Raw genomic sequence first — 11,793 nt, 5'->3', positions numbered from 1 at the left:
TTCCGGCCCGGCCGAAGGCTCGTCGTCCGGGTTTCTCCGGCCGTGTCTCGCCGACCGTGTCTCGCCGGCCGGGACTCCTTAGCTGAAGGAGTCGCCGCAGGCGCAGGAGCCGGTGGCGTTGGGGTTGTCGATGGTGAAGCCCTGCTTCTCGATCGTGTCGACGAAGTCGATGGAGGCGCCGCCCAGGTAGGGAGCGCTCATCCGGTCGGTGACGACCTTGACGCCGTTGAAGTCCTTGACGACGTCACCGTCGAGCGAACGCTCGTCGAAGAAGAGCTGGTAACGCAGGCCCGAGCAGCCACCGGGCTGAACGGCGACGCGCAGTGCCAGGTCGTCGCGGCCTTCCTGGTCGAGCAGGGCCTTGACCTTGGCCGCGGCGGCGTCCGACAGGAGGATGCCGTCGCTGACAGTGGTCTTCTCGTCCGATACGGACATCTGCTTCTCTCCCGGGTTGTACGGAGACTGCTTGCCGACCGGTTGCAACCGGCGGGGCCGCGGATTCATTCCGGGCACAGCGCTTGTCTTTCCCCTTCATGCTCGCACACCGGGCTCCGGGCAAGCACCGGCCTGTGGAGGGGGGATGTGTCACATCGACACTATGGACATCGTCAAAGTGACGTGAAGCGGTTATGATAGATAGTGTCATTTAGACGAAAAGGCTCTCCGCAGAAAAGAAAGGGTGCGTGACGTGACCACCGCCCAGCCCCTGGACGTCCAGCCGTCGCCCCTCGCCCTGCTGCTGCTCGGCCGCGAGGCCGACCCGAAGAGCGAGCGGGGAGTCGAGTGCCCCGGTGACCTCCCGTCCCCGTCCGACCCCGACCTGGTCGAGCGCGCCCGCACGGCCAAGGAGAAGCTGGGGAACAAGGTCTTCATCCTGGGGCACCACTACCAGCGCGACGAGGTCATCCAGTTCGCGGACGTCACCGGCGACTCCTTCAAGCTCGCCCGGGACGCGGCGGCGCGTCCGGAGGCCGAGTACATCGTCTTCTGCGGCGTGCACTTCATGGCCGAGTCGGCCGACATCCTCACCACCGACGACCAGAAGGTCGTCCTGCCCGACCTGGCGGCCGGGTGCTCCATGGCCGACATGGCCACGGCCGAGCAGGTCGCGGAGTGCTGGGACGTGCTGACGGAGGCGGGCATCGCCGACCTGACGGTCCCGGTCTCGTACATGAACTCCTCCGCCGACATCAAGGCCTTCACCGGCAAGCACGGCGGCACGATCTGCACCTCCTCGAACGCCAAGCGCGCCCTGGACTGGGCCTTCGAGCAGGGCGAGAAGGTGCTCTTCCTGCCCGACCAGCACCTGGGCCGCAACACCGCCGTGCGGGACATGGGCATGTCCCTGGACGACTGCGTCGTCTACAACCCGCACAAGCCGAACGGCGGTCTGACGGCGGAGGAACTGCGCGGCGCCAAAATGATCCTGTGGCGCGGCCACTGCTCGGTGCACGGGCGCTTCTCGCTGGACTCGGTGAACGACGTGCGGGAGCGGGTCCCGGGCGTCAACGTGCTGGTGCACCCCGAGTGCAGGCACGAGGTGGTGGCGGCGGCGGACTACGTGGGTTCGACCGAGTACATCATCAAGACCCTGGAGGCGGCCCCGGCCGGCTCGAAGTGGGCGATCGGTACGGAGCTGAACCTGGTCCGGCGCCTGGCGAACCGTTTCGCCGACGAGGACAAGGAGATCGTCTTCCTCGACAAGACGGTCTGCTTCTGCTCGACCATGAACCGGATCGACCTGCCCCACCTGGTGTGGGCGCTGGAGTCGCTGGCCGAGGGCAACCTGGTCAACCGCATCCAGGTCGACCGCGAGACGGAGAGCTTCGCCAAGCTGGCCCTGGAGCGGATGCTGGCGCTGCCGTAGCCGCTCCCCTGTCCCTCTACGCACGCACATGGGGCGCCCCGCTTGTCGCGGGGCGCCCCATGTGCGTGCGGTCGCGTGCGGTGCGCAGGAGGAGCCGGTGGGCCGGGGGCCGGGGGGCCGAGACCTGGGGTCCCCGAGGCCGCCGGCGGCCCGCCTCTGCGGGGACGCCCCCGCGCCCCCGCGCGGCGTACCCCGGTCGTCCGCCGGGCGCGGACGGTCGGGGGCGGCGCGGTGGCCGCCCCTCGGGAAGGGGCGGGCACCGCGCCGGGGGCGTACTCCCTTACGCGTTGGCCGGGGCCGGGGTCTTGTCCGGCGCGGGCACGGCCTTCGCCGCACGCTTGGCGGCGCGCTTCTCACGGCGGCGCTCCTTGCGGAGCTCGACCATCGCGTACAGCGTCGGGACCAGCAGCAGTGTCAGCAGCGTGGAGGTCACCAGGCCGCCGATCACCACGACCGCGAGCGGCTGGGCGATGAAGCCGCCCTCGCCCGTGATGCCGAGGGCCATCGGGAGCAGCGCGAAGATCGTGGCCAGGGCGGTCATGAGGATCGGGCGGAGGCGGTGGCGACCGCCCTCGATGACCGACTCGACGACCCCGAGCCCCTGGGCGCGGTACTGGTTGACCAGGTCGATCAGGACAATCGCGTTGGTGACCACGATGCCGATCAGCATCAGCATGCCGATCATCGCCGGGACACCCATCGCGGTGTCCGTGGCGATCAGCAGACCGATGGCGCCGGTGGCCGCGAACGGTATGGAGACCAGCAGGATCAGCGGCTGGACCAGCGACTTGAAGGTCGCCACCAGCAGCATGAACACGATCGCGATCGCCGCCAGCATCGCCAGACCGAGGTTGGCGAACGCCTCCTGCTGGTCCTCGGAGACGCCGCCGATGGACGCGGTGGCGCCGTCGGGGAGGTCCAGCGCGTTGATCTTCGACTGGAGGTCGGCGCTGACCGCGCCCGTGTTGTCACCGGTCGGCTTCGCCGTGATGGTCGCGGCGCGCGAGCCGTCGATGCGGGTCATCGACACGGGGCCGGGGACCAGCTTGACCTCGGCGACGTCACCGAGCTTCACCGGGCCGAGGGGCAGCTGCCGGAGCTGCGCCATCGTCAGCACCGGGGTGGCGGACGTGATGACGATGTCGCGCTCGGTGTCGTCCAGGATCGCCTTGCCGGCCGGGGTGCCGCGTACGGCCTGGGCGACCGCCATGCCGAGGGTGGCGTCGGTGAACCCGGCGCGAGCCGCCTTGGCGTTGGCCGTGACGGAGATGCGCGGGACGGACTGCGACAGGTCGCTCTGGACGTCGGTGACGTCCTTGAGCTCGGCGACCTCCGTGCGTACCTGCTCGGAGGCCTTCCTCAGGGTGGCGGCGTCGGCCGCCTTCACCACGACGCTCAGGTCCTGGCTGCCGAAGCCGTCACCGGCCGCGATGGTCGTGTCGCCGATGCCGTCGAGCTTGCCGAGCTCGGCGTCGATGTGGTCGCGGGCCCTCTCGTAGGAACCGGAGTCCGTGAGCGTGACCTGGTACGAGGCCTGGTTGGCGCCCGTGCCGCCGCCGAAGGCCGCCATGAAGCCGGACGAGCCGACGGTGACCTGGTAGTCCTTCACCTCGTCGACCGAGGCGAGGACCTTCTCGACCTTCTTCGCCGCGGCGTCGGCCGCCTCCAGGCCGGTGCCGGCCGGCAACTCCTGCTTGATGGAGAGGATCTCCTGCTCGCCCTGGTCGAAGAAGTTGGTCTTCAGCAGGGGCGCCATGCCGAAGGTGCCCACCAGGATGACGAACGCGAGGGCGACGCTGGTGAGGCGGCGCCGGGTCGCGAACCGCAGCACCGGGACGTACACGCGCTGGAGGACGCTGCGGTTCTCCTTCTCCTCGGCCTTGCGGCGCGCCTCCTCCGGGTCCGAGGACGTGCCCTTGGGGGCGCGCAGGAACCAGTACGACAGCACCGGGACGACGGTCAGCGAGACCAGGAGGGAGGCGAGCAGGGCGGCGCTGACGGTGAGGGAGAACGAGCCGAACAGCTCGCCCACCATGCCGCCGACCAGGCCGATGGGGAGGAAGACCGCGACGGTGGTCAGGGTCGAGGAGGTGACGGCGCCCGCCACTTCCCGTACCGCCGTGAGGATGGCCGCCTGACGCTCCTCGCCGTAGCCGAGGTGCCGCTTGATGTTCTCCAGGACCACGATCGAGTCGTCGACGACCCGGCCGATCGCGATGGTCAGCGCGCCCAGGGTGAGCATGTTGAGCGACAGGTCGCGAGTCCACAGCACGATCAGGGCGAGGACCACGGAGAGCGGGATGGAGACCGCGGTGACCAGCGTGGAGCGGAGGGAGGCCAGGAAGACCAGGATGACGAGGACGGCGAAGACGAGACCGAGCGCGCCCTCGGTGGTCAGACCGGAGATCGACTTGGAGACCGCCGGGCCCTGGTCGGCGACGACCGTCAGCTCGGCGCCCGAGCCCAGGTCCTCACGGAGCCCGGGGAGCTTGTCCTTGACCGCCTCGGAGATGGCGACGGCGCTGCCGTCGTTGTCCATGGTGGCCATGACGGCGAGGCTCGGCTTGCCGTTCGTGCGGGTCAGCGAGACCCGCCGGGACTCCTCCTGCTTCACGGCGGCGATGTCTCCGAGGCGTACCGCGTCGCCCTTCCCGGGCTTGATCACCAGGTTCTCGATCTGCTGCAGCGAGGTGAAACCGCCGCCGACCTGGACCGTGCGGCTCTTGCCGGCCTCGGAGAAGGAGCCGGCCGGGACGGTCGCGCCGCCCGCCTTCAGCGCCTCGGACAGGGTCATGGCGTTCAGGCCCGCGGCGGCCAGCTTGCGCTCGTCGGGCGTGACGGAGACCTGGAGGTCCTGGACGCCGTCGATCGACACCTGGCCGACACCGTCGATGTCCTCCAGGGCCGGGACGACGGTCCGCTCCAGCTGGTCGGCGAGCGCCTGCTGGTCCTTGGTGGAGGTGACCGCGAGGACGACGGTGGGGATGTCGTCGGTCGAACCGGCGACCACCTGCGGGTCCACGTCGTCCGGCAGCTGCGCGCGGGCGCGGTTGACGGCCTGCTGGACGTCGGCGACGAGCTGCTTGGTGCCCTCGTCGCCGTAGTCGAACGTTGCCATGATCAGGGCGTTGCCCTCGCTGGCGGTGGAGGTGACGCCCGTGATCCCGTCGACCGCCTTGATGGTGCTCTCGAGCGGTTCGACGACCTGCTTCTCGACCACATCGGGGGACGCGCCCTGGTAGGGGGCCAGGACCGAGACCATCGGGAGTTCGATGGAGGGCAGCAGCTGTTGCTTGAGCTGCGGAATGGCGATCGCCCCGAAGACGATCGCCACGATGGACATCAGCCCTATCAGGGCCCGTTGTGCGAGGCTGAATCTGGACAGCCAGGACATGGGGTCTCTCTTCTGTGGCGGATCGGCGGTCTTCATACGATCAGCCATGGAGGAGGGGGTTCCGTCGCCCCCAGGTCCCGTTTGCTTATCTCCGGCATACACCGAACGGAGTACACGGGCGTACGCGCTCACTCCACCCTGGGACGGACCAGCCCCGACTCGTAGGCCGTGACGACCAGCTGGGCGCGGTCACGCGCACCGAGCTTGGCCATGGCCCGGTTGACGTGGGTCTTGATGGTGAGCGGGCTGACCTCCAGCCGCTCGGCGATCTCGTCGTTGGAGTGGCCGCCGGCGACGAGGACGAGCACTTCCCGTTCCCGTACGGTGAGGGCGGCGAGCCGTTCCGCGTACGCCCGGCCGTCCTCGGAAGCGGAGTCCGCGTGTCCGCCCTGGGCGAGGAACGTGGCGATCAGGCCCTTGGTGGCGACGGGCGACAGGAGCGCCTCGCCGGCGGCGGCGATCCGGATGGCGTTCAGCAGTTCGTCCGGTTCCGCGCCCTTGCCCAGGAACCCGGAGGCCCCGGCGCGCAGCGACTGCACCACGTACTCGTCCACCTCGAAGGTGGTCAGCATGACGACGCGTACGCCCGCGAGGTCGGGGTCCGCGCTGATCAGCCGGGTGGCGGCGAGGCCGTCCGTACCGGGCATGCGGATGTCCATCAGGACGACGTCGGCCCGCTGCGAGCGGGCGAGCGCGACGGCCTCGGCGCCGTCGGCCGCCTCGCCCACGACCTCCATGTCCGGCTCGGAGTCGACGAGCACCCTGAACGCGCTGCGCAGCAGCGTCTGGTCGTCGGCGAGCAGCACCCTGATGGTCATGTGGCCTCCCCTGTCCGTGCCGTGACGGGAAGTATCGCCTGGACGCGGAACCCTCCTCCGTAGCGGGGGCCGGCGGTGAGGGCGCCGCCGAGGGCGGTGACGCGTTCGCGCATGCCGAGAAGGCCGTGGCCCCCGCCGTCGGCCGGCTGCCCGGTGGGCACGCCGTCGTCGAGGACCGTCACCTCGACGGTCCGGCCCACCCGTACGACGCTGACCTCGGCCCTGGCGTCCGGGCCGGCGTGCTTGCGCACATTGGTGAGCGCCTCCTGGATGATCCGGTACGCCGCGAGGTCGACGGCCGCCGGGAGTTCGGTGCCCTGGTCGGTGCGGGCCAGCTGCACCGGGAGGCCGGCGTGACGGAAGGTGTCCAGCAGTTCGTCGAGGACGGCGAGGCCGGGGGCCGGTTCGGTGGGCGCTTCGGGATCGCCGGACTGCCGGAGCAGGCCGACGGTGGCGCGCAGCTCGTTGAGGGCGGAGCGGCTGGCCTCCCGGACGTGCGCGAGGGCCTCCTTGGCCTGGTCGGGACGCTTGTCCATGACGTGGGCGGCGACACCGGCCTGGACGTTGACGAGCGCGATGTGATGGGCGACGACGTCGTGGAGGTCGCGGGCGATGCGGAGCCGCTCCTCGGCGACCCGGCGGCGGGCCTCCTCCTCGCGCGTCCGCTCGGCGCGTTCGGCGCGCTCGCGGATGGCGTCGACGAAGGCGCGGCGGCTGCGGACGGCGTCACCGGCGGCCGCGGCCATGCCGGTCCACGCGAAGACGCCCAGGTTCTCCTGGCTGTACCAGGGCGCGGAGCCGAACAGCATCGCGGCGCCGGTCAGCACCGTCATCGTCAGCAGCCCGACCCGCCAGGTGGTGGGCCGGTCGGTACGCGAGGCGACGGTGTAGAGGGCGACCACGGCACTCATCGCGACCGGGGCGGGCGGGTCCTCGGCCAGGTGCTCGACGAGCGTGACCACGCCGGTGCACAACAGGACGCCCAGCGGCTTGCGGCGCCGGAGTACGAGGGCGGCGGCACCGATCAGCATGAGCAGCACGCTGCTCGCGCCGGGCGTGCGCCCCCCGAAGTCGGGCGCGCCGTGCGGCCCGCCGTGCCGGTCGACGAACGAACCGGCCGCCATGCACACGAGCACGCCGAGAGCCAGGGCGGCGTCGAACGCGAGGGGATGCACCCGCATCCAGCTCCGCCCGCGAGCGAACCGTTCTCCGAGGGTGGTCACGGGAGAAGACGGTACGGCCTGCCCCGGCCGGGTGGGCCTCCCGCCCGGTGGGAGCGGGGGGTGGGGGGCGGTGGTGGGGGAAGACGACCGGGCCCCGCCCCCGGGACGTCCGGGTGGGGCGGGGCCCGGGGGTGTTGGAGTGGGCGGCCCGGCTGGGGGGTCAGCCGGGGATGAGGCCGTCCTCGGAGAGCATCGCGCGGACCTCTTCGAGCGTCGCGTCCGGTGCCGGCAGGATCAGTTCCGAGGGTTCGAGCGTTTCGTCCGGCAGGGGCTCGCCCAGCTGGCGGACCGTGTCGAGCAGGGCGTGGAGCGTGCGGCGGAAGCCTTCGCCGTCGCCGCCCTCCATCTCCACGAGCAGTTCGTCGTCCAGCTTGTTGAGCTCGGCGAAGTGGCTGTCCGCCAGCCTCACCTGGCCCTCCCCCATGATCCTTACGATCATGACGCGCCGTCCTTAGCTCTTGTCGAACCGGGTCTGGGACTGCGACTGCTGCTGGGCCTGGTCCTGCGGGGTCTCCGTGCCGCCTTCCAGAGCCTGCTGCGGAGCGGTCCCGCCGGCCAGCTCGGCCTTCATCCGCTGGAGCTCCAGCTCGACGTCCGTACCGCCCGACAGGCGGTCCAGCTCGGCCTGGATGTCGTCCTTCTGCAGGCCCGACTGGTCGTCCAGCGCACCGGACGCGAGCAGCTCGTCGATCGCGCCCGCCCGCGCCTGGAGCTGTGCGGTCTTGTCCTCGGCGCGCTGGATGGCGACGCCGACGTCGCTCATCTCCTCCGAGATGCCCGAGAACGACTCGGCGATCCGGGTCTGTGCCTGGGCGGCGGTGTACGTCGCCTTGATCGTCTCCTTCTTCGTGCGGAAGGCGTCGACCTTGGCCTGGAGGCGCTGCGCGGCGAGCGTCAGCTTCTCCTCCTCGCCCTGGAGGGTCTGGTGCTGCGTCTCCAGGTCCGTGACCTGCTGCTGCAGCGCGGCCCGGCGGGACAGCGCCTCACGCGCCAGGTCCTCACGGCCCAGCGCGAGCGCCTTGCGGCCCTGGTCCTCCAGCTTGGAGGACTGGCTCTGGAGCTGGTTCAGCTGCAGTTCCAGGCGCTTGCGCGAGGTCGCCACATCGGCGACACCGCGGCGCACCTTCTGGAGCAGCTCCAGCTGCTTCTGGTACGAGTAATCGAGGGTCTCGCGCGGATCCTCGGCCCGGTCAAGGGCCTTGTTTGCCTTCGCGCGGAAGAGCATCCCCATACGCTTCATGACACCGCTCATGGGCTTCGCGCGCCCCCTTCTGACGGACTACGGCTCCAGCACTCCAACAGAACCCACAGTACGGGCCCTACATCCATTACCGCACTGTTCGGACGCGGATGCGCTCCTCCCCAAGGACGACTGCGCGCGGCTCCGGTCCGGCGCAAGGAGTAGGGAACCCTCTCCGGGGGACGCGGGCCGTTGCCGGATCGTTCCCCGCGGGGGTGGGGTCCATGCGGCGCACCCCGTACCCTTGGGCTTTGTGTTCCGTAGCCGTTCGAAGGATGAGAAGGCCCCCACCGGTCAGGTGACGGCGGACCTCTCCAAGCAGCCCCGCGACCCGCAGGCCCCCAAGGGCCGCCCGACCCCGAAGCGGAGTGAGGCCCAGACCCAGCGTCGCCGTGCCCAGACCGTGCCGACCGACCGTAAGCAGGCCATGCGCCGTCAGCGCGAGGCCCGCCGCGCGGACCTGGCCCGCCAGCGCCAGGCGCTCGCCGGCGGCGACGAGCGTTACCTCCCCGCCCGTGACAAGGGGCCGGTCCGCCGCTTCGTCCGCGACTTCGTCGACTCCCGCTTCTGCGTCGCCGAGTTCTTCCTGCCGCTGGCGGTCGTGATCCTGATCCTCTCCAGCCTGCCCAACACCCAGCTGAAGAACATCGCGATGCTGCTGTGGCTCGCTGTGATCGCCCTGATCGTCATGGACTCGGTCGGCATCTGGCTGCGGCTGAAGAAGCAGCTGAACACCCGCTTCCCGAACGAGCCCAAGCGCGGCGCCGTGGCGTACGGCCTGATGCGTACGCTCCAGCTGCGCCGGCTTCGGCTGCCCAAGCCGCAGGTCAAGCGCGGAGAGCGGCCCTGAGCACCCTGGTCTCCGGTTCCGGAGGCGCATCGGGTGACTGGCTGGACGGACTCGGCGGGCTGCGCGACACGGTCCGCCAGGAGCTCGTCGCACGCCAGTTGGACGAGCAGATAGCCGCCCGCTACCCGGTGGGGCAGCGGCTGCGGATACTCGACGTCGGTATGGGCCAGGGCACGCAGGCTCTGCGGCTGGCCCGGGCCGGACACACCATCACGGGCCTGGAGTCCGACCCGGGGATGCTGAAGGTCGCCCGCGAGGCGCTGGCGACCGAGCCGGCCGGCATCCGGGAGCGGGTCCGGCTCATCGAGGGGGACGGCCGGGAGACCGGTGTGCACTTCCTGCCGGGCAGCTTCGACGTGGTGCTCTGCCACGGCGTGCTGATGTACGTGGAGGAGCCGGACGCCATGCTGGCGGGGCTCGCCCGGATGCTCGCGCCGGGCGGTCTGCTGTCGCTGCTCGTGCGGAACGCGGACGCGCTGGCCATGCGGCCGGGCCTGGCCGGGGACTGGTCGGGGGCGCTGGCGGCGTTCGAGTCCGACGCCTACTCCCCCAAGCCGTCGGCTCCGGTCGAGGGGGGTCTCCCGGGCCGGCCGGGACCGCAGGCGCGGGCCGACCGGCTGGAGACGCTGACGGCGACGCTCGCGGGGATCGCGGCGCCGCTCCAGGCCTGGTACGGGGTGCGGGTCTTCACCGACAACGTCCCGAACGGCGAGGGGCTGCCCGCCGCGGAGGAGCTGGAGCGGCTGCTGGCGGCGGAGGACCGGGCCGGGCGGACCGAGCCGTACCGCAGGGTGGCGGCGCTGCTGCACCTGTGCGGGGTACGGGGCTGACGCCCGGGCGGCGGGCGCGCGGGTGATCACGGGAGGTCGCGTCTTCCTCTCACGTGAGTGACCTGCGTGATCCGAGTGGCTTGAGTGACCTGAGTGACCTGAGCAGCACGGAACGGACGGCACTCCCCACGCTCGCGGAGCGGACCGTCGCCGTCGTGGTGCCCCCTGTTCGGGTGCGCAGAGGGCGCCGCTGGTGGCGGGCGAAAGGGATACTCCGGACATGGATGCCCTTCGTCTGCTCGCGCCCCTGGTCTCGGTGGTCTGCGCGTCCGCCCTGCTGGGCGCCTGTTCGGCCGGCCCGCCGTCCACGGGTGAGTCGGTGGCGGAGCCCCGGGCGGCGACGGCCCGCGCGGCGGCGCCGGAGGCCGCCCGGGCGGCCGAGCTCGAGGACGACTACCGGAACGTGATCAGGGACGTCCTCCCGTCGGTCGTGCAGATCGACGGGAGGACGGGCCTCGGCTCCGGGGTCGTCTACGACGAGCAGGGGCACATCGTGACCAACGCCCATGTGGTGGGCGACGAGAAGAGCTTCAAGGTCACCCTGGCGACGGGCGAGGAGCCCCTGACCGCCAAGCTGGTGTCCAGCTACCCGGAGCAGGACCTCGCCGTCATCAAGCTGGAGCGCCGCCCCGACGGGCTGAAGCCGGTGACGTTCGGCGACTCGTCCGAGGTCGAGGTGGGCCAGATCGTGCTGGCCATGGGCTCACCGCTCGGCCTGTCCGGCAGCGTCACCCAGGGCATCGTCTCCGCGACCGGCCGGACCGTCAGCGAGAGCCGGTCGGGGGGCGGGACCGGCGCGACGCTCGGCAACATGGTCCAGACATCGGCGGCGATCAACCCGGGCAACAGCGGCGGCGCGCTGGTCAACCTGGACAGCGAGGTCATCGGCATCCCGACGCTCGCGGCGGCGGACCCGGAGCTGGGCGGCAGCGCGGCGCCGGGCATCGGCTTCGCCATCCCCGCCTCGATGGTGCGGACGGTCGCCGACCAGATCGTCCGTACCGGCCGGGTCACCGACTCCGGGCGGGCCGCCCTGAACATCACGGGCCGAACCGTCCTGACCGACGACTACCGGCCGGGCGGCGTGGCCGTGGTCGAGGTGTCACCGGGCGGCGCGGCGGCGGACGCGGGGCTCCGGCCCGGGGACATCATCACCAAGCTGGACAACCAGACGATCACGACGATGACGTCCCTGCTGGAGGCCTTGGCGGCGGCGAAACCGGGCGACGAGGTGACGGTGACGTACAAGCGCGGCGGCCGCTCGGCGACGGCCCGGGTCACGCTGGGCGAGATCTGACGCACTCGCGCCCCACGGGCGATCGGCCACCCTCCGGCTCCCTCCCGGAGGCCGCCCCAGGGCCCCGGTGTGCGGCTGGGCACGGGACCGGCTCGGGACGGGCCGGCCGACGCGGGGCGGGCCGGTACCGCGGTGGATGCGGGCGGCCGGTGCGTGCGGGGACGACCGCCGGACGGACAGGCGCCGGTGAGGCGCCCGGGGCCACCCGGACCCGGGGACGGGGTGAGCGCAACCGCGGTCGCGCGAGGCGGGGCGCGTGGGGGGGGGGAGGGCA

At 71.5% G+C, this 11,793-nt stretch carries 10 protein-coding genes; 4 read left to right on the top strand and 6 right to left on the bottom strand.

Annotation, left to right across the window (positions count from 1 at the left end; translation table 11 throughout):
• Window positions 1–78 precede the first annotated feature (78 nt).
• Window positions 79–435 (bottom strand): iron-sulfur cluster insertion protein ErpA, encoded by a 357-nt coding sequence (gene erpA / locus ABD347_RS11900; protein ID WP_064071056.1) that lies wholly within the window; start codon window positions 433–435, stop codon window positions 79–81.
• A 244-nt stretch (window positions 436–679) separates the two neighbouring features.
• On the opposite strand from erpA, the gene nadA reads away from it, so the two are divergent.
• On the top strand, window positions 680–1,867 hold the full coding sequence (nadA, locus tag ABD347_RS11895; RefSeq protein ID WP_344359987.1) for a quinolinate synthase NadA: 1,188 nt from the start codon (window positions 680–682) through the stop codon (window positions 1,865–1,867).
• A gap of 280 nt (window positions 1,868–2,147) precedes the next feature.
• Here nadA and ABD347_RS11890 read toward each other — a convergent pair whose 3' ends face one another.
• The 5 genes from ABD347_RS11890 to ABD347_RS11870 all read right to left on the bottom strand — a co-directional run bounded on the left by ABD347_RS11890 (window position 2,148) and on the right by ABD347_RS11870 (window position 8,554).
• Window positions 2,148–5,261 carry an efflux RND transporter permease subunit gene (locus ABD347_RS11890; protein WP_344360202.1) on the bottom strand — a complete coding sequence of 1,038 codons (3,114 nt, stop codon included), beginning with the start codon at window positions 5,259–5,261 and terminating at the stop codon, window positions 2,148–2,150.
• 128 nt (window positions 5,262–5,389) lie between these two features.
• Complete coding sequence (locus ABD347_RS11885; protein ID WP_344359986.1) at window positions 5,390–6,079, bottom strand: response regulator; 690 nt, start codon at window positions 6,077–6,079, stop codon at window positions 5,390–5,392.
• Complete coding sequence (locus tag ABD347_RS11880; RefSeq protein ID WP_344359984.1) at window positions 6,076–7,302, bottom strand: sensor histidine kinase; 1,227 nt, start codon at window positions 7,300–7,302, stop codon at window positions 6,076–6,078. The genes ABD347_RS11885 and ABD347_RS11880 overlap by 4 nt, the downstream gene beginning before the upstream one ends.
• Before the next feature lie 160 nt (window positions 7,303–7,462).
• Window positions 7,463–7,741 (bottom strand): PspA-associated protein PspAA, encoded by a 279-nt coding sequence (gene pspAA / locus ABD347_RS11875; protein ID WP_344359982.1) that lies wholly within the window; start codon window positions 7,739–7,741, stop codon window positions 7,463–7,465.
• Between the two features lie 12 nt (window positions 7,742–7,753).
• A complete protein-coding gene (locus ABD347_RS11870; protein WP_344359980.1) occupies window positions 7,754–8,554 on the bottom strand; it encodes a PspA/IM30 family protein in 801 nt (266 codons plus the stop codon).
• Window positions 8,555–8,795: 241 nt separating this feature from the next.
• Here ABD347_RS11870 and ABD347_RS11865 point away from each other — a divergent pair, with 241 nt between their 5' ends.
• The 3 genes from ABD347_RS11865 (at window position 8,796) to ABD347_RS11855 (ending at window position 11,519) form a co-directional block, all read left to right on the top strand.
• Window positions 8,796–9,392 (top strand): DUF3043 domain-containing protein, encoded by a 597-nt coding sequence (locus tag ABD347_RS11865; RefSeq protein ID WP_344359979.1) that lies wholly within the window; start codon window positions 8,796–8,798, stop codon window positions 9,390–9,392.
• Between the two features lie 59 nt (window positions 9,393–9,451).
• Window positions 9,452–10,222 carry a class I SAM-dependent methyltransferase gene (locus tag ABD347_RS11860; protein ID WP_425575635.1) on the top strand — a complete coding sequence of 257 codons (771 nt, stop codon included), beginning with the start codon at window positions 9,452–9,454 and terminating at the stop codon, window positions 10,220–10,222.
• 220 nt (window positions 10,223–10,442) lie between these two features.
• Entirely contained in the window at window positions 10,443–11,519 is a 1,077-nt protein-coding gene (locus ABD347_RS11855) for a S1C family serine protease (protein WP_344359977.1), read from the top strand.
• The last annotated feature ends 274 nt before the right edge of the window (window positions 11,520–11,793 follow it).

It is taken from the genome of Streptomyces gobitricini, assembly GCF_039532985.1.
In the GTDB taxonomy this organism is placed as follows: domain Bacteria; phylum Actinomycetota; class Actinomycetes; order Streptomycetales; family Streptomycetaceae; genus Streptomyces; species Streptomyces gobitricini.
This window is presented reverse-complemented; position numbering and strand designations above follow the sequence as displayed.

Bases quoted from the DNA above. Each gene is read 5' to 3' on its own strand.
- erpA (WP_064071056.1), bottom strand. From the start codon at position 435: ATGTCCGTATCGGACGAGAAGACCACTGTCAGCGACGGCATCCTCCTG.
- ABD347_RS11890 (WP_344360202.1), bottom strand. From the start codon at position 5,261: ATGTCCTGGCTGTCCAGATTCAGCCTCGCACAACGGGCCCTGATAGGG.
- ABD347_RS11885 (WP_344359986.1), bottom strand. From the start codon at position 6,079: ATGACCATCAGGGTGCTGCTCGCCGACGACCAGACGCTGCTGCGCAGC.
- pspAA (WP_344359982.1), bottom strand. From the start codon at position 7,741: ATGATCGTAAGGATCATGGGGGAGGGCCAGGTGAGGCTGGCGGACAGC.
- ABD347_RS11870 (WP_344359980.1), bottom strand. From the start codon at position 8,554: ATGAGCGGTGTCATGAAGCGTATGGGGATGCTCTTCCGCGCGAAGGCA.
- ABD347_RS11855 (WP_344359977.1), top strand. From the start codon at position 10,443: ATGGATGCCCTTCGTCTGCTCGCGCCCCTGGTCTCGGTGGTCTGCGCG.